Annotated in this window: 10 protein-coding genes; 9 read left to right on the forward strand and 1 reads right to left on the reverse strand. The window is 47.5% G+C overall.

Annotation, left to right across the window (positions count from 1 at the left end):
• Window positions 1-70: 70 nt before the first annotated feature.
• Complete coding sequence (locus JS578_05060) at window positions 71-4,318, reverse strand: response regulator (GenBank protein ID QRX64614.1); 4,248 nt, start codon at window positions 4,316-4,318, stop codon at window positions 71-73.
• Between the two features lie 230 nt (window positions 4,319-4,548).
• Between JS578_05060 and JS578_05065 the strand changes: the two genes are divergently transcribed.
• The 9 genes from JS578_05065 (at window position 4,549) to JS578_05105 (ending at window position 19,772) form a co-directional block, all read left to right on the forward strand.
• Window positions 4,549-5,994 (forward strand): arabinan endo-1,5-alpha-L-arabinosidase, encoded by a 1,446-nt coding sequence (locus JS578_05065; protein QRX64925.1) that lies wholly within the window; start codon window positions 4,549-4,551, stop codon window positions 5,992-5,994.
• An 83-nt stretch (window positions 5,995-6,077) separates the two neighbouring features.
• Complete coding sequence (locus tag JS578_05070; GenBank protein QRX64615.1) at window positions 6,078-8,018, forward strand: glycoside hydrolase family 97 protein; 1,941 nt, start codon at window positions 6,078-6,080, stop codon at window positions 8,016-8,018.
• Window positions 8,019-8,165: 147 nt separating this feature from the next.
• Window positions 8,166-9,707, forward strand: coding sequence for an alpha-N-arabinofuranosidase (locus JS578_05075; GenBank protein ID QRX64616.1), 1,542 nt, complete (start codon window positions 8,166-8,168; stop codon window positions 9,705-9,707).
• 9 nt (window positions 9,708-9,716) lie between these two features.
• The gene (locus JS578_05080) at window positions 9,717-10,406 is read left to right on the forward strand and encodes an L-ribulose-5-phosphate 4-epimerase (GenBank protein ID QRX64617.1); all 690 of its coding nucleotides are present in this window, start codon (window positions 9,717-9,719) and stop codon (window positions 10,404-10,406) included.
• Window positions 10,407-10,442: 36 nt separating this feature from the next.
• Window positions 10,443-11,951, forward strand: coding sequence for an L-arabinose isomerase (gene araA, locus JS578_05085; GenBank protein QRX64618.1), 1,509 nt, complete (start codon window positions 10,443-10,445; stop codon window positions 11,949-11,951).
• A 22-nt stretch (window positions 11,952-11,973) separates the two neighbouring features.
• Window positions 11,974-13,002: a family 43 glycosylhydrolase gene (locus JS578_05090; protein ID QRX64619.1), complete on the forward strand. Its 1,029-nt coding sequence runs from the start codon at window positions 11,974-11,976 to the stop codon at window positions 13,000-13,002.
• 95 nt (window positions 13,003-13,097) lie between these two features.
• Window positions 13,098-14,771, forward strand: coding sequence for a ribulokinase (locus tag JS578_05095; protein QRX64620.1), 1,674 nt, complete (start codon window positions 13,098-13,100; stop codon window positions 14,769-14,771).
• A gap of 10 nt (window positions 14,772-14,781) precedes the next feature.
• Window positions 14,782-17,388: an alpha-L-arabinofuranosidase gene (locus JS578_05100; protein ID QRX64621.1), complete on the forward strand. Its 2,607-nt coding sequence runs from the start codon at window positions 14,782-14,784 to the stop codon at window positions 17,386-17,388.
• Complete coding sequence (locus JS578_05105) at window positions 17,385-19,772, forward strand: glycoside hydrolase family 127 protein (protein ID QRX64622.1); 2,388 nt, start codon at window positions 17,385-17,387, stop codon at window positions 19,770-19,772. Before JS578_05100 ends, JS578_05105 begins: the two co-directional genes overlap by 4 nt.
• The last annotated feature ends 10 nt before the right edge of the window (window positions 19,773-19,782 follow it).

Below are 19,782 nucleotides of genomic sequence, written 5' to 3' on the forward strand. Positions count from 1 at the left end.
ACAAAACAACGGAATAATTGTAAACCTTGTCAGTTTTATGTTTCACCACCTTTAGGCATCAAAATCCACTTTACTTTTCAAGCAGATTACTGGGAGTGATGTTGAATTGTCTTGAAAAACAGCGGGTGAAATATTTAGGATCATTAAATCCTACATCGTATGCGATATCAGCAATGTTTTTATTCTTTGTTTTTTTATTCTGCAAAATGATGTTATAAGCCAGATTCAGCCGGTATATCCGAATAAATTCACCTGCAGATTTCCCGCTTAATGCTTTTAGTTTTTTGTTTAAAAGTGATTTACTCACTCCCATTGCCTCAGCAAAATCGGTCACCTCAAAACTGGAATTTTGATAATTGTCATTCATCACCCCCAGTACCTGGTCCATGAATTTTTTATCATTTGACTCTTCACTGATCTCCAACGTTTCAACCGACATCTCATCCATAAACTTCTGCTGGTATCTATCTCGTGTTTCCAGAATATTACGGATACGAGTGAGTAACATATCTTCGTCAAATGGTTTTACGATATAGGAGTCAACACCCATTCTATAACTGTCGGTACGTGCTTTTTCTGATGTTTTTGCAGTAAGCATTAGAAAAGGTATATGTGATAAAGTGAAATTTTCTTTCACTTTTTTAGAAAGCTCAAGACCATCCATCTTCGGCATCATCAAATCACTGATAATAAAATCCACATTATAATGCTCCAGTATCTCGTATGCTTCCACCCCATTGCTGGCCTCAAGTGTATTGTAGTATGGTGATAAAATGGAACAAACATAGCGACACATGTCTCTGTTGTCTTCCACAACGAGGATTGAAAGCCTCTCTCTTTGCCATTCCCTCAGGTTTTGCACATTATTATCACCCTCATCATTACCGTTCTCTGCTACAACATCTGGCACTTGCGACAGCGGATTGGAAGAGTGCAAAGGCAAGATGATCCGAAATGTTGTACCGGCTTGACGGTTGTTTTTGACCCAGATATTGCCTCCAAGCGCTTCAACCAACTGTTTGGTTAGATAGAGACCGATCCCGGTACCACTTTGTCCGTGTACGGGATAGATCAGATGGTTCTTCGATTGATAAAAACGCCGAAAAACTTTCTCCTTCTCTTCTTCCGGGATACCAATCCCACTATCTTTCACTGAAAGGTAAAGCTTTTCCTTGTTTGAAGTATTCTCCTTGAATGATTTCACATAAACTGTAATCTCCCCTCCGTTGGGGGTATACTTGATGGCATTTGAAATCAGGTTGGTCATGATCTTTCGGATTCCATCAGCATCGAAATAAAAATCCTGGCGAATAAAATCAATTCTCCTTGCCAAATGAATAGCCCTGTCTGATGTCTGAAAATCGAATGGTGAAATCACAGACTCAATGAATTCGATAAAATCTCCTTTTGTGTAGCTCACCTCTAACTTGTTCGATTCAATTTTTCTGAAATCCATCAACTGATTGATTAGAGTCAGTAAGTATTTGGAATTCCTTTCAGCAAACTTCAGCTGCTCTACTACATAGGGATTGGTACTTAATTTCAATGCTCTTTCTACCGGACCAACAATCAAGGTGATGGGGGTACGGAATTCGTGTGATATATTGGTGAAAAAATCAATTCTCTCAGTATTCATCTTTCGCATTTTACGAGACATCTCAATCAATTGCTCTTTCTGATGTGTAATTTTCTCATTTTGAGTGCTTAAAAGCTGATTCCGATTCGAGAGCTCATTTTTTTGTATCGTCAATACTCCTTTCTGTTTTTCAATCTCCGCTGTGCGATCATCCACTATTTGCTTTAGCATTTTCTGCTGATGTTCGTATGACCGGATACGCCAAAAATGAAGCATGATGATCGAAAGAATCGTAAGGAAGAGGATCAGAGAGATAAACCATGTTGTTTTGTAGAAAAAGGGTTTAATGCGAATATTGATTTGTGTTACCTCTCCGGCATCCAACTGTCCATTGCGTGCAAATTTAACCTGAAATTGATAATTGCCTGCAGGCAGGTTCATATAGGTTGCGCTATGAGCGTTCTTCTCGAGTTTAATCCAGTCACCATCATAACCAACCAAACGATAGGCATATACATAATTGCTAATCGTACGATAATTTAGAGCCGAGAAATCGATGGAGAAAGATCTCGTCTTCTCATGCAGGATAATCTCCTCTGAAACAGATATATCTTCCCTGATGATTTTTCCTGGATGCACTCTTTCATTGTTTACATAGAAATCTGTCAACGTAACACCATACCCTGGACTATCCGATGCAATCATATCCGGGTTAACAGCAACCAATCCTTTTAAGGTCCCAAAATAGAGCAATCCACTCTTCGATTTAGAGTATGCGTTCCAATAAAACTGGTTGGAGACAAGGCCATCCTCTTCATAATAGTTTATAAAACTGATGGTTCTTTTGTTGAAGCATGACAATCCGTTGATCGTGCTTATCCAGAGATTGCCGTGGTCATCCTCCAGCAATCCCTTTACATTGTTATTGGCTAAACCGTCGGAGGTTGTATACGAGTGAAAAGAGTATGTACCATCATCTTGTATCGTGCATTTATAAATGCCGAAGCCATCACTTCCCAGCCATAAAACACCATCAGAATCAATACAGAAGCTTGTGATCCTTTCAATCAACTTCGATTGGGGTTTGTCGAGTTTGTATTTCAAGTGAGTATAGCTGAAATAACCATCCACTTGACGGTCCAGATCAATGACATATACCCCTTCCGTACACCCCAGCCACAATTGATTATTGTCATCGATCACCGATCCTATAATACCGTTGATGTGATCTGAAAGGTTATCCCGAAATGGCTTTTGCAGAATATCTTTATCTATATCATAGAAAAAGAGACCCTGGTTCGTCCCGATCCACATAGCATTGTTTTGTTGGTCATAGGAGAGTGCACCGACGAAATCGACCAGAAATTGGGGATAGAGTGCGCTGTTGATGTACTTCACCGGTAACATCCCGGGATGTTTCATATCGAGCAGGGTAACGCCAAATCCCCATGTTCCAGTCCATAACCGTTGCGCTTCATCAATGCTTAAAGCACTCACGGAATTATGACTCAACCTGGCTGGTGACGAAGTTGTGTAATGGGTAAATACCTCCTCTCCTTTCTTCTTTAGATTCAAACCACCTTCAACTGTTCCGATCCAAAGATTTTCATCTTCATCCTCCAGAATCGCATTAACCGGATTACGTGAAAGCGAACCCTCTATATTGTTATCATGTGTATAGTGTCTGATATAGGCGTTTCTTGGTGACAACTTATTAATCCCTCCTGTTTCTGTCCCCAGCCAAAGTATCCCCCTGTCACAATAAATCGCATTAATGAAATTGCTGTTCAATCCATTTGCATCTGAAGCATGTTCTGCATCTATCTGGTCGAAGTCATCGGAAGAAGCATTGTAGATGTTAATACCTCTCAACGTGCCAGCAATCAGTTGTCTGGCATCAGTCAATATCAGTTCTGATACGTAATCATGTGACAATGAGTGGGGATTATCCGACTGGCTCCTGTAACCCTTCAACACATCCTCGTTTCGATAGTACCTGTATAACCCACGATCGGTACCAATCCATACATCGTTCTCCTTGAGTAGAAACTTCATTATCATGGTTTTGGTCTCAAACTTTAACTTTTCTGACACAAGAACCGCTTTTAACCTGTTCTCTTCAGAAGGAAACAACTTATAAATTTCATTGTTAAAACCTGCCCACACATTTCCGTCATTGTCGATATCAGCCAATGCCACAAAAAGTTCACTTTCCAGATTATCCTCATACTTTAGAATATCCTGAATTGCACCGTCATCACCAAGTTGAATTTTATATATAACACTGGAATAGAGCCATATGTCACCATTTACATCCTTCATAATATTGATTACCGGGTTGTCAAGACAGGAGATACTGAGAGAATCTACTTCCGAAAACAGATCCACTTTTTGATGTTGACGTAAATCCAGCACATCCAGTCCCCCCTCCGAAGCAATCCATAACCTGTTAAAATCATCTTCACACACCTTGTGTACAAAGTTCCCTTTTATGGATACAGGAATCGAGTGCATGTTGTAATGCACAAATTTATACCCGTCGTAACGAGATAGTCCTCCTCCTGTTGAGATCCAGAGGTAACCGGTTGCATCTTTAAAGATATCATCAATATAATGGTGCATCAATCCATCATCCATCGTGACGAACTGTATGTCATACTCCTCTCCGGAAATTTTCTGTGCAGTCAGGTAGAGAGAATGCAAGATTAGAATGGCAATAAAAATAATAAGTTTCCTTTTCATGATATCCTTTCAATACAGACAAATGTAAAAATAATATTCAACTTAAATAAGTTAAAAAAGAATCGATTTAGGGTATTATTTCATTTATCCACCTTCTGTGTTCATTTCTCTACCCTTTCGTTAAAAAATAATATTTTGTTTGTACGTAAATCTCAATATCAAAAAACGTGAGAAAGAAAGCCCATCTGCTACTACCCAGTTTATCTTTTATTGTTATCCTGTCACTATTTATGCTCTCCTGTAAGCAAGGACAACAATTAACCATCCCGGAGGAGAAACCCAATCCATGGGTTGATGATTACACGCATCTCTCACAAATGGAGCATTACAAAGAGTGGGGGACCTACAACGTACATGATCCGGCAATTAAAAAGTTCGGTGACGATTACTATATCTATTCTACCGATGCCATCTTCGCGGAAAACCCGGATAGAGCCGAAGAAATGAACGTTCCTCTTGGGAATATTCAGATCAGGAAATCAAAAGATCTTGTTCACTGGGAGTTCGTGGGGTGGGCGTTCTCTGAAATTCCAAAGGAGGCCGTTCACTGGGTGCATACTAATAATGAAGGCAGTGGGGCGACCAATATCTGGGCACCCTACGTGATGAAACAGGGGGATCGATACAGGCTCTACTATAGCGTCTCGGCATTTGGGAAAAAAACCTCCTGGATTGGCCTGGCCGAATCCGATTCTCCTGAGGGACCATGGGAACAAAAAGGGGCTGTAGTGAAAAGCAACAGTAAAACACCTGTGAATGCCATTGATCCAAGCGTGGTAGTAGATCAGGAGAATGGCAGGATCTGGATGCATTACGGATCCTATTTCGGTGGATTGTATTGCGTGGAGCTCGATCCGGCGACAGGATTAACCATGAAAAAAGATGACCTTGGTCATCTGATTGCACGCAGAGCAAATTACAGGAAAGACAACCTTGAAGCACCTGAGATTATTTATAACTCCAAGTTGAAGAAGTACTTTCTATTTGTGTCGTACGACCCGTTAATGACAACCTACAATATCCGTGTGGGACGTTCAGATAAACCGGAGGGCCCCTTTCTGGACTATTTCGGGGAAAACATGAGTGACACCACCAACAATTATCCTGTCATTGTAGCACCTTATCAGTTCAATAATCATCCCGGATGGGCAGGTACGGGGCACTGCGGAGTCGTGGTTACTGACAACGGAGAATATTTCATGGTACATCAGGGACGTCTTTCTCCGGGAAACCATCTGATGGTACTAAATGTCAGGCAGCTCTTCTTCACTCCTGACGGATGGCCTGTCGCCTCTCCGCAGAGATTTGCAGGAGGCATTAGAGAGGAGGTCTCTGAAAAGGTGATATCAGGTGAATGGGAGTTGATAAGGATCCGTGAGTCGGTTTACGAACGAGAGCTTGAGGCAGGTCAGATACTGTGGGGGGAAGGTGAACTGCATGAGAATGAGTGGAACAAATCGTTTCATTTGAACCTGAACAGAGATGGCTCTACTGACAATAATGGTTCATGGAGTTTTGAAGAACAAAATCAAACCTTGCTACTCACGATTGGAGAAGAAACAATCCGAAATTTGTATCTCTTTTTCGGGCAAGATTGGGAAAACCAGAATCAAACACTTCTCTTCACAGGATTGGATGATAAAGGCCGTTCGGTGTGGGGTAAACGAACAAAGTAATTAGCCCAACATCCGGACTTATTTTTTCTGCCATTATTCAAGATAAATGTGTTATTTTTGTGCATATGACAACAATGATACCAATGAAAAGAATTATCCTGAGTTACCTGCTTCTCTCTTTGCTATTGCCTGCCACTTCGGGAAACAGGAAAATCAGCAGTCCTGACAGTTTACTGCTGGTAAACATAACATTACACAATGGATCCCCAGCCTTCAGTGTCCGCTACAAGGATAAAATCATCCTGGAAGAATCACCCCTGGGACTGATTACCAACATCAGCAATTTCAGCCGCAACCTGCAGTTGGTTGAAACCAATGAGAAAACTATTCATAAAACCTATCGCGAACCAAAAAGCAAAAAAAGCAGTATTGAATACCTCGCCAACGAAGTGACTTTCACCCTTGAGACAGCTCAAAAAGAACGGTTCAGCATCATCTTCCGGGTGAGTAACAACAACATTGCATTCCGTTACAAGCTGGCACAAAACGGTGAAACGGCCCGCTGCATTGTGGAGAAAGAGCTCTCCGGCTTTAACTTCCCCTCTTTTACAACTACTTTTCTGACTCCACAGGCTACCCCCATGATTGGCTGGATGCAAACGAAACCAAGCTATGAAGAGGAGTATGTGCCGGATGAACCGGTAGGAACCCCCTCCCGATATGGCATCGGCTACACTTTTCCCGGGTTGTTCCATGTAGGTGATAACGGATGGGTATTGCTCTCCGAAACAGGTGTTGACAGTCGTTATTGCGGAGCAAAACTGAGTGAGGGAACAGCTGACGGTCTTTACACCATTAGCTACCCCGAAGAGGGTGAAAACAATGGCATTGGCAGCGCCAATCCGGCGATTCCGCTCCCGGGGGAGACTCCCTGGCGTACCATCACGGTAGGTGACAACCTGAAGCCAATTGTGGAAACCACCATCGCTACCGACTTGGCTGAACCACGTTATGAGCCCTCAAGAGAGTACAGCTTTGGTCGATCGACCTGGAGCTGGCTCCTGTGGCAGGATGGCAGTATCAACTTTGATGATCAGAAAACGTATATCGACCTGTCGGCTAAATTGGGTTATGAGTTGGTACTGATCGACAACTGGTGGGACAGCCGCATCGGACGTGAAAAGATTGAAGAACTGGCCGGATACGCTGCTTCAAAAAATGTGGGAATCGCTCTCTGGTACAACTCAAACGGTTACTGGAGCGATGCCCCTCAAGATCCAAAAAACCGGATGAACAGCTCTATAGCCCGCAAAAAGGAGATGGCCTGGATGCAAAGCATAGGAGTGAAAGGAATCAAGGTCGACTTTTTCGGTGGCGACAAGCAGGAAACGATGAAACTGTATGAAGAGATCCTGTCCGACGCCAATGATTACGGTCTTACTGTTATCTTTCACGGTTGCACCCTCCCGCGCGGATGGGAACGGATGTATCCCAACTTCGCCGGGAGCGAGGCAGTGCTCGCCTCTGAGAACCTGATCTTCACCCAGCATGCCAACGACCAGGAAGCCTTCAATGCAACGTTGCACCCTTTCATACGGAACAGTGTCGCATCGATGGACTTCGGACCGGTACTGCTCAATAAACGTCACAATCGTGACAATGACGGGGGAACGATTCGACGAACAACCGAAATCTTCCAGTTGGCGACCTCCATACTGTTTCAGTCACCCATTCAGAACTTCGGCATCACCCCCAACAATCTCACAGATCAACCACCCTTCGTGATCGACTTTATGAAAGAGGTCCCTACCCTCTGGGATGAGACTATTTTTATAAATGGTTATCCGGGAAAATATGTGGTACTGGCCAGGCGTCATGGCGAGAAGTGGTACGTGGCAGGTATCAATGCAGAGAAGGATGAAAAAATAATCTCTGTCAGACTTCCGATGCTGGCGGGTGAAAATGTTTCTTTTTATACAGACAAAAGAGACAGAGCCCCACAACTAAAACAACAGCAAATTTCAAACAAAGGAGATCTGATGGTGACAATCCAACCGGGGGGTGGATTCATCGCAACAAATTGACAGGAATATAGGATGTAAGAAAAATAAGTATTAACTTTACACTCATTATTTACCTTTTGAGCCAAAAAGTTTAATCGATTAGGGGAATGCTGATGTACCGATACACACCAATAATTTTTTTTAAACATTTAAGATAAATTGAGACCCATGAAACTGAAAAGAACATTCCAGATTTTCGCATTGCTGCTGATCGGTAGCACTGCCCTTAATGCACAAAACAGACTGGTCATTGAAGCCGACCGGGGAGTAAACAACATCAACCGTCACATTTACGGTCATTTCTCCGAACATCTCGGACGATGTATTTACGGCGGATACTGGGTGGGCGAAGATTCCTCAACCCCCAACACCCGTGGCATCCGCAACGATGTGGTGGAAGCGTTGAAAGAGATCCAGATTCCCAACCTGCGATGGCCGGGAGGATGCTTTGCCGACGAGTATCACTGGATGGACGGCATCGGGCCACGTGATCAAAGACCCAAAATGGTCAACACCCATTGGGGTGGTGTGGTTGAAGACAACAGCTTCGGCACCCATGAGTTCCTCGATCTTTGCGAACAGCTGGGCACGGAGCCTTACATCAGCGCCAACGTGGGTAGCGGGACTGTGGAAGAGATGTCAAAATGGGTTGAGTATGTCACCTTCGACGGCGAGAGCCCTATGGCCAACCTGCGTCGCCAGAACGGACGTGAAGAGCCCTGGAAAGTGAAATTCTGGGGTATCGGCAACGAGAGCTGGGGCTGTGGCGGAAACATGGAACCTGATTATTACGCCAACCTTTACCGTCATTACGCCACCTTCGCCCGAAATTATGGTGACAACCGGGTATATAAAATTGCTTGTGGTGCCAACGGTGGTGACTATAACTGGACCGAAACAGTAATGAAGAATGCCGGACGTCACATGCAGGGCCTCTCGCTCCATTACTATACCGTCCCGAAGGACTGGAGCGACAAAGGATCAGCTCTGCAGTTCGATGAAGCGGAATATTTCACTACCATCGAAAAGACTCTCTTTATGGATGAGCTGATCACCAAGCATGGTGCCATCATGGACCGTTACGATCCGCAGAAGAGAGTGGGCATGATCATCGACGAGTGGGGTACCTGGTACAACGTGGAGCCAGGCACCAACCCCGGGTTCCTCTACCAGCAGAACACCCTGCGTGATGCCATCGTAGCCGGAATCAACCTCAATATCTTCAACGCGCACAGCGACCGCGTGCAGATGGCCAACCTGGCGCAAACCGTGAACGTACTGCAGGCTGTGATATTGACCGATGAGGAGAAGATGCTGCGCACACCTACCTACTGGGTATTTTATCTCTACAAGGTACATCAGAATGCAACCCTTCTGCCCATCTCCTTTACCAGCACCAAATACCGTCAGGGTGACAGAGAGATTGATGCTGTCAGCGTTTCTGCATCAAAAGATGAAAATGGCAAGATTCACATTACACTGGTGAATGCAGACCCCAATAACGAACAACAAATCAGCACACAGCTGATTGGGGCATCGGTAAAAAAAGTAAGTGGTCAGATGCTCACCTCTGCAAAAATTAATGACTACAACTCATTCGAACAACCTGACAAGGTGAGTGTTACCGACTTCAAGGGAGCATCCTTAAAAAATGGCAACCTCTCAATCTTGTTGCCTTCGAAGTCGGTTGTAATGCTTGAACTACAATAAGATTTTAACATGAGTATAGAAGAACTGAAACAACAAGTGTTCCGTGCCAACATCGATCTGGTAGATCACGGCTTGGTCATCTTCACCTGGGGCAACGTGAGCGGAATCGACCGTGAACGTGGGCTGGTGGTAATCAAACCATCCGGTGTCTCCTATGAGGGAATGAAAGCTGAAGATATGGTAGTGGTTGACATGGAAGGAAACAGGGTGGAGGGTAAATATAAACCCTCCTCCGATACCGCCACCCACCTGGAGCTCTACAAGGCATTCCCGGAAACAGGGGGTGTGGTGCACACCCACTCCACCTATGCCACTGCATGGGCACAGGCGGGCTGTGACATCCCCAATATCGGCACCACCCATGCCGACTATTTCAGCGATGACATTCCCTGCACCCGTGACATGACAAAAGAAGAGATCATGGGCGATTATGAAAAAGATACAGGTACCGTGATCATCGAGCGATTCAAGGGGTTGAACCCTGCACATATACCGGGTGTTCTGGTGAAAAATCACGGACCTTTTGCCTGGGGTAAAGATCCACATGACGCAGTACACAATGCTGTTGTAATGGAGCAGGTGGCCAAGATGGCCTTCATCTCCCGCCAGGTGAACCCACAACTGACCATGAACCCATGGCTCATTGAAAAACATTTCTCACGCAAGCATGGGCCCAACGCCTATTACGGACAGAAATAAAAAATACAACAAATATCAACAACTAAATAAAACGATATGGAATTCTTCAACAATCAGGAAGTATGGTTTGTCACCGGGGCACAGCTCCTTTACGGAGGGGATGCGGTGGTGACCGTGAATGCACACTCGGAAGAGATTGTGAAACAACTCAATGAAGCAGGGACACTCCCTGTGAAAGTGGTCTACAAGGGCACTGCCAACTCATCCCCAGAGGTTGAGAAAATCTTCAAGGAAGCAAACAGTGATGCACGCTGTATCGGCATCATCACCTGGATGCACACCTTCTCACCGGCAAAGATGTGGATCAAGGGATTGCAGAACTACAACAAGCCGCTGCTTCACCTGCATACCCAGTTCAACAAGGAGATCCCTTGGAGCGAGATCGACATGGACTTCATGAACCTGAACCAGTCTGCTCACGGCGATCGCGAGTTTGGGCACATGGTCACCCGCATGCGCAAGAACCGCAAAGTGGTTGTGGGCCACTGGTCTGAGCAAAACGTGCAGGAACGGATTGCCGTCTGGATGCGCGTGGCAGCAGCTTGGGCAGATGCCCAGGAGATGGTGATCGTACGTTTCGGTGACAACATGAACAACGTAGCGGTCACCGACGGCGATCGTCTGGAGGCAGAACTTCGGCTGGGATACCATGTGGACTACTACTCCATCGGCGACTTGGTGGCCTACCAGGACAAAGTGACTGAAGAGGATGTAGATCTGCTTGTTGCAGAATTTGAACAACTCTACAACTTTGCCGACAACTGCAAAAAAGGAGCCAAGGACCATGGTCAAGTACGTGAAGCGGCACGCATTGAGATTGCGCTGCGCCGTTTTCTGAAGGACAAGAACGCCAAAGCGTTTACCACCAACTTCGATGCCCTTCACGGTTTGAATCAGCTCCCGGGACTGGCCAGCCAACGCCTGATGGCTGAGGGCTACGGATTCGGAGCAGAAGGTGACTGGAAGACAGCAGCACTGCTGCGTACCATTTGGGTGATGTCGAGAGGATTGAAGGGCGGATGCTCCTTCCTGGAAGATTACACCTACCACTTCAAGGGTGAAAAAAGCGCCATCCTGCAATCACACATGCTGGAAATATCGCCCGATATCACCTCACAAAAGCCCCGTCTGGAGGTACACCCCTTAGGTATTGGCGGCAAAGCCGATCCGGCACGACTGGTATTCACTGCCGACCCCGGCACCGGTATCGCTTCCACAATCATCGATATGGGCAACCGCTTCCGCATGGTGGTCAACAATGTGGATGTACTGGAACCGGAAGCGGCACTGCCGAAACTGCCGGTGGCCAGCTCTCTCTGGATCCCACAGCCGAACCTGGAGATCGGAGCTGCAGCCTGGATCTATGCAGGCGGTACACACCATTCAGCATTCAGCTATGCCCTCACCAACGAGTACTTTGAAGATTATGCCGACATCGCCGGTATTGAGCTGGTAACCATCGACAAGGATACCACCATTAAAAACTTCAAGTTTGAACTCCGGGTGAACGAAGTATATTACATGCTGAACAAAGCTCTTCAATAAACACTCTCATCAACCGGAACCGATGAAAAGATCTCTATTATTTGTCTCATCCCTGCTTTTTCTCCTGATATGCTGGCAGGGAGCTGCTGCCAATGACCCAGGTAATAGAATTGGAGTACACGATCCGGTGATGATCCGGCAGGACAGCACCTATTACCTCTTCCACACCGGATGGGGTATAGGTGTTTCGTCCTCAACCGATATGAAAAACTGGAAACGGGAGAAGCCAGTCTTTCATGACGCACCAGAGTGGGCCGTAAGCGATGTCCCCACCTTCAAGGGGCACATCTGGGCTCCTGACATCAGTTACCACAACGGACAGTACTACCTCTTCTACTCTGTCTCTGCGTTCGGAAAAAACACATCCTGCATCGGTCTCGTGACCAACAAGACACTACACCCCGAAGACCCCGCTTTTAAGTGGGTGGATCACGGGGCTGTGATCTGCTCCACACCGGGTAAAGACAATTGGAATGCCATTGACCCCAACCTGATCTTCGATGAAGAGGGACGACCTTTTCTTTTTTACGGTTCTTTCTGGGACGGATTGCAAATGGTACGTCTTAACAATGAGCTCACCGCCCCCTCTCCCGGAGAAGTGCCGGTAACAATCGCTTCACGAAAGTTGACAAGATCACCGGAGAACCCACCGGCTATTGACAACAACCCGGTGGATGCAGGTGGAAATGCGATTGAAGCTCCATTTGTGGTGAAAAGAGGTGATTTCTATTACCTCTTTGCATCCATAGACTACTGTTGTAAAGGGGTAGAAAGCACCTACAAGATGATTTACGGACGCTCCCACAAAATTGAGGGGCCCTACCTGGACAAAGATGGAAAAGAGTTGTTGTTCGGAGGTGGCACTATCCTGATGGAGGGCAATGAGCAATGGCACGGAGTGGGTCACAATGGAATAGCCAGTGCTTATGACAATGATTATCTGCTTTTCCATGGTTACGATGCCAACGATGAGGGGCGTTCAAAACTCCGCATCATCCGTCTTTCTTGGACGGAGGAACAGTGGCCGCAACTAATGGATGAGATTTACTGAAAAGCAATTGTGCTGTGTAGTTTTTCTCAACAGGAACAAAAACTGTTTCAAAAAACAAAACATCTGATAACGAATAACATAATTTAAAAAAGAGTATGAGTAAATATGTAATAGGACTCGATTATGGATCCGATTCCTGCCGCGCCATCATCGTTGATGCAGCCAATGGCAATGAGATCGCTTCATCGGTAAAATATTACCCCCGCTGGATGAAAGGGAGCTACTGCGACCCTCGCAGCAACAGGTATCGGCAGCACCCTCTCGACTATATTGAAGTGCTGGAGGAAAGCATCCGCGAAGCACTCTCTAAATCACCCGAGGGTGTAGCTGAAAAGGTAGTGGGCATGGGATTCGACACCACCGGCTCCACTCCTGTGTTGACAGATGAACAGGGTACTCCCCTGGCTCTGCTACCAGCATTTGCCGAGAACCCCAATGCCATGTTCGTACTCTGGAAAGACCATACCGCGATCAAGGAGGCTGACGAAATCAACAAACTGGCAAAGGAGTGGGAAATCGATTATACCGCATTCGAGGGAGGTATCTACTCCTCCGAATGGGTTTGGGCCAAAATGCTGCACATCCTGAGAGAGGATGAAGCAGTCCGCAAAACAGCCTACTCATGGGTAGAACATTGCGACTGGCTCCCGGGCGTAATCACCGGTAACTCAAAACCGGAGACAATGCCCAGAAGCCGTTGCGCAGCCGGTCACAAGGCCATGTGGCACGAAAGCTGGGAGGGATTGCCTTCAGAGGAATTCCTCACAACTCTCGACCCCTTGCTGGCTGGTTATCGCTCACGCCTGTACCGCAATACCCACCCGAGCAACACCATGGTGGGTTACCTCACCGAAGAGTGGGCTAACAGATTGGGACTCACCACAAATGTAGCAGTTGCAGTGGGTGCTTTCGACTGTCACATGGGTGCCGTGGGGGTAGAGATCAAACCGGGTGATTTCGTCCGCGTGATAGGCACCTCCACCTGCGACATCATGGCCGTTCCCTACGAAGAGATGGGTGATAAGCTGGTCCCCGGCATCTGTGGTCAAGTGGACGGATCGGTCATCCCCGGCATGATAGGCCTGGAAGCTGGTCAGTCCGGCTTTGGGGATATTTATGCCTGGTTTAAACGGTTGATCGAGTGGCCACTTCACAACATCATCGGCAAAAGTGAATTGATCGATGCTGAAACAAGGGAGAAGCTGATCGCCGAAGCTGCTGATGCCATCATCCCCGCATTGACAAAAGAGGCAGAGAAGGTACCGGTGAGCGAGAGCACCATACTGGCCACCGACTGGATGAACGGCCGCCGTACACCCGATGCGAACCAACTTTTGCAGGGTACCATCACTGGATTGACACTTGGCAGTACCGCACCACTGATCTTCCGCGCGCTGGTTGAGGCCACCGCTTTTGGTTCGAAAGCCATCGTGGACCGCATCCTCGAAAACGGCATTGAGATCAAACAGGTAGTAGGCATTGGAGGTATCTCCCTGAAATCTCCTTTTGTGATGCAAACCATGGCCGACGTGCTGGGCATGTCTATCAAGGTGGCCCGTACGGAACAGTCGTGCGCCTTCGGAAGCGCCATGTTTGGTGCTGTGGTGGCAGGTATCTACCAAAAAGTGGAAGAGGCACAGGATGCCATGGGGCAGGGCTTTGTCACCACTTACCACCCCAACAACGAGAACCATGCGCTCTACAGCGAAATATACAAGAAATACCAACAATTGGGAAGATTCACGGAAGAGAAACTGAACCCATCCTAAACAATCGATCATGAAAAAATTTTTCTTGCCGGTTTTCATTACAACACTCCTGTTTGTTCTACCGACAGAGAAGAATCTGTATGCAAATGAACCCGACTCAGCCTATCTCTTCGCCTACGGCGAAGAGAACGGGAGCGGTCTTTACTTTGCCTGGAGCATTGACAAACTGCAATGGAATGCCATCGGTCATCACCACACCTTTCTGAGATCGGATTACGGCAGGTGGGGGTCACAGAAAAGAATGTACAATCCCTACCTCTACCGTGCACCCAATGGAGAGTGGCATTGCACCTGGAGTCTGAACCACGAAGATGGCGCTGTAGCCCATACGGTCTCCTCCGATCTTGTTTACTGGAAGCCGCAATCATACCCGGTACTGATGGCCGGAGGAAACTGCCTGAACCCTGAGATCGAATACGATCCACACAAAAATGGGTTTCACATCATCTGGCAGAGTGATAATCCCACCGAAGGGCTCTTCAAAAGCTTCACCAACGATTTCAGACACTTCTCTCCCGCAACCGGTCTGGATAAGCATCCGGACAACAGGAGTGAACTCACAATCGGAGGTGCAGTGAAGAAAGGGACGGTTCACTGGGTATCATGGAAAGAGGTCAACCGGCTTTTCAGCTCACAAAGGGAAACTGCATATAAGCAGTTGCTGAACAGTGAGAGGGTAGCCATGAACCCCGATCAGTTTCGCAATCCAATTACCGTCAACATTACTCCTGACAGCAAGGAGAAGAAATCGATCAGTGACCTGTTGATTGGCATCTTCTATGAAGACATCAACTATGCTGCTGACGGCGGCCTCTATGCGGAACTGGTACAAAACCGCGGATTTGAATATTCGTTGAGCGACAAGGAGGGAAATGATAAAACCTGGAACAACCGCTATGCCTGGTCCTCAACCCATATGGATGCATTTCATATCGACTCCCTCTCTCCCATCCACCCCAACAACCCCCACTACGCAGTGCTGGAGATTGAGCATAATGGGGTTGCACTGATCAACGATGGATTCAACGGGATACCGGTCAAGGTGGGAGAGAAATATGACTTGTCACTCTTTGCCCGGAGCCCGGAGAAAAAAAGAGGCCCTGTCAAGGTGCGCCTTACCGGCAAGAACGGTGAAATCTATGGTGAGACAACCACAGGTCGCATTGGCAACAAATGGAAAAAAATGAAGGCGGTGATCACCGTTTCCGCAACTGCACCCGATGCGCGCATTGAGTTACTGCCCCAGCAAACAGGAAGAGTTGAGCTCGATATGATCTCATTGTTTCCTCAAAATACATTCAAAGGACGTAAGAACGGAATGCGGGCTGACCTGGCACAAACGTTGGCCGACCTCAAACCGCGGTTCATGCGCTTCCCCGGAGGCTGTGTGGCGCACGGCGACGGCATCGGCAACATCTATCGCTGGGAAAACACAATCGGTCCCCTTGAAGCACGCAAGCCACAACGCAACCTCTGGGGCTACCACCAGTCGTTCGGATTGGGATATTTTGAGTATTTCCAGTTCTGTGAAGACATTGGAGCCGAACCAATTCCGGTGGTTGCAGCCGGCGTTCCCTGTCAGAACTCGGCTCACCATGGTTGTGTAATTGGGGGACAACAGGGAGGGATCCCCATGGAGGAGATGGATGTTTACATCCAATCGATCCTCAACCTGATCGAGTATGCCAACGGCGATGCAAAATCGGAATGGGGTAAGAAACGAGCAGAGGCAGGACATCCGGAACCTTTCAACCTGAAATACATCGGTGTGGGGAACGAAGATTTGATCTCCGACATCTTCACTGAACGGTTCAGGATGATATACGACGCCATCAGGAAGCACTATCCCGAAATTACAGTTATTGGTACCGCAGGGCCTTTCAGCGAAGGTTCTGATTACACCGAAGGGTGGAAGCTGGCAACCGAACTGGGAGTGGAACTGGTGGATGAGCATTATTACCAACCGCCCGGCTGGTACCTCAACAACCAGGACTATTACGACCGGTACGACCGGACAAAAGCAAAAGTATATCTGGGTGAATATGCAGCGCATGTGCCCGGCCGCCATAACAACCTGGAAACGGCCCTCAGCGAAGCACTCCACCTGATCAATGTGGAACGCAACGGTGATATCGTGGAAATGACCTCCTACGCCCCTCTGTTGGCGAAAGAAGGCAACACGCAATGGAATCCCGATCTGATATACTTCAACAACAGTGAAGTGAAACCCACTGTCGGTTATCATGTACAGAAGCTGTTCGGAAATCATGCGGGCAATGAATATTATTCAAGCCTCATCGTGGCGTCAGACAATCGTGAAGATATTCGCAAACGAATCGCATCTTCATTTGTGACGGATGCAGAAACCAATGACTTGATCATCAAGATGGTGAATCTGTTGCCGGTAGATGTCTCCTCAACCATCGATCTCTCGGAGATGAATATTGCACAGGGTGAAGAAGCAAACCTTACTGTCATGAACGGTGATCCGGACGACAAATCCGTAACACCGGTTGAATCGACCCTATCCGTCTCGGAGGAGCTGAATTACCAGTTACCGGCCTACTCATTTTCAGTGATCAGGCTAAAGAGAAACAACAACACAAATTTGAAATGATGAATAATAAATACTTCTACATCTCCTTACTTTTCATTATCTGTGCTGCGCTCGCCAAGGCACAGGAAAATCCGAAATTAAACTATTTCCCGCTACAGGATGTGAGGTTGTTGGAGAGCCCCTTCAAGCATGCTGAAGATCTGAACAGAGACTATCTCCTGGAAATGGACGCCGATCGTCTGCTTGCTCCCTTTCTCAGGGAGGCTGGACTCGAGCCCAAAGCGGAGAGCTACACCAACTGGGAGAACAGTGGTCTCGACGGTCATATCGGAGGGCATTACCTCTCCGCCCTGGCGCAGATGTTTGCTGCCACTGGTGATAGTGAGATTGAATCGCGACTGGATTACATGCTCGCCGAGCTGAAACGGTGTCAACAGGCAAACGGAAACGGCTATATCGGAGGCGTTCCCGGCAGCAAGGCTGTGTGGGATGAGATTGCAGCAGGCAAGATAGATGCCGGTGGATTCAGTCTCAACGGCAGGTGGGTGCCCCTCTACAACATACACAAGACCTTTGCGGGTCTCAGAGATGCCTACCTGGTTGCCGGTAAGAAGGATGCACGGGATATGCTGGTGGCGATGAGCGACTGGGCCATCAATCTAACAGCTGACCTGAGCGATGAACAGATGCAGGATATGCTCCGCAGCGAACATGGGGGCCTCAATGAGGTGTTTGCCGATGTGGCTGCCATCACCGGTGAGGAGAAGTACCTCACACTGGCACATAGATTCTCTCACAACCATGTGCTGGATCCACTCATGGCAGGGCGTGACGAGCTCACAGGCATGCATGCCAATACACAAATACCCAAGGTAATCGGCTTCAAGCGGATTGCCGACCTGGAAGCGAACGAGTCGTGGGACAAAGCCGCACGCTTCTTTTGGGAAAGCGTGGTGACCAACCGTTCGGTATCGATTGGCGGCAACAGCGTTTCGGAGCACTTCAACCATGTGGATGATTTCTCACGCATGATCACCTCTGTTGAGGGTCCCGAAACCTGCAACACACACAACATGTTGCGGCTCACCTCGATGCTCTACCGCACTGATCCCGAATCAGGCTATATCGATTACTATGAACGTGCCCTCTACAACCATATCCTCTCCTCGCAAAACCCACACACAGGTGGATTGGTCTATTTCACGCAGATGCGCCCCGGACACTATCGTGTCTACTCACAACCCCACACCAGCATGTGGTGCTGCGTGGGCTCGGGCATCGAAAACCATTCCAAGTATGGGGAGATGATCTATGCACATACCGAAGATGCGCTTTATGTCAATCTCTTCATCCCTTCCAGGCTGCAATGGAAAGAACGGCAGACAGAGATCATACAGGAGAACAATTTCCCCTATGAGGGAAGCACATCAATCACAATCAACCCTCGCGGCAGAAAACGGTTCACGCTGATGTTGCGTTCTCCCCAGTGGGCAGAGAGTGAAGGAATACAGATCAAGGTCAATGAAAAAAAATACAACGCAACAGAGAAAGATGGCTATCTGGCCATCAACAGGCGCTGGCGTAAAGGAGACAAGGTGGTGATGGAGATGCCGATGAGCGTGAGGGTGGAACAGCTCCCTGATCACTCGAACTACTACTCCTTTGCCTATGGGCCCATCATACTGGCCGCCAAAACTTCTGACGAGCAACAAACCGGACTCTTTGCGGATGACAGCCGTGGAGGACATATTGCCCACGGGCCGCAAGTACCGCTGAAACAGATACCGCTGGTAGTGAGTGAACCCGCGAAACTGCCTTCGTTGGTGACACCGGTAGCAGGGAAACCACTGACCTTCCACCTTTCCAGTCTATACCCGGATGCTTACGCCGATGGCATGGAGCTGATCCCTTTCTTCAGCCTGCATGAGTCCCGCTACATCATCTACTGGCCGCAGGCTACCGCAGAGGAGGCAGAAGCAATCCACAAGGCAATTGAGAAAGAGGAAGCCCGACGAAACGAGCTGAACGGTATAACCCTCGACAGGGTCGTATGTGGTGAACAGCAACCTGAATCGGATCACTTCATTGCAACAGATAGATCACGTACCGGTGTGAACGAAGATGTTCACTGGCGTGAAGCAAGGGGATGGTTCAGCTATCAGATGAAGAACGACAAACAAAACGCTCGTTATCTCTACATCAGCTACTTCGACAATGACCGCTCACGCAACTTCGACATACTTGTCAACGACCAACAACTGGAGTCGCTCTCTCTCAACGGCATGCATGGATCGGAGCAACAGGAACTGTTAATCACACTACCGGAAGAGATGACAAACGAGAAACAGCTCACCGTGAAATTTTCAGCCCATGCTGAAAGCAACACCGGCAAAATTGCAGAGGTCCGCCTACTCAGTGAACCATTTACAGTGAACCCGAAATGAAAAGTATCAC

The organism is Dysgonomonadaceae bacterium zrk40 (assembly GCA_016916535.1).
In the GTDB taxonomy this organism is placed as follows: domain Bacteria; phylum Bacteroidota; class Bacteroidia; order Bacteroidales; family Dysgonomonadaceae; genus Proteiniphilum.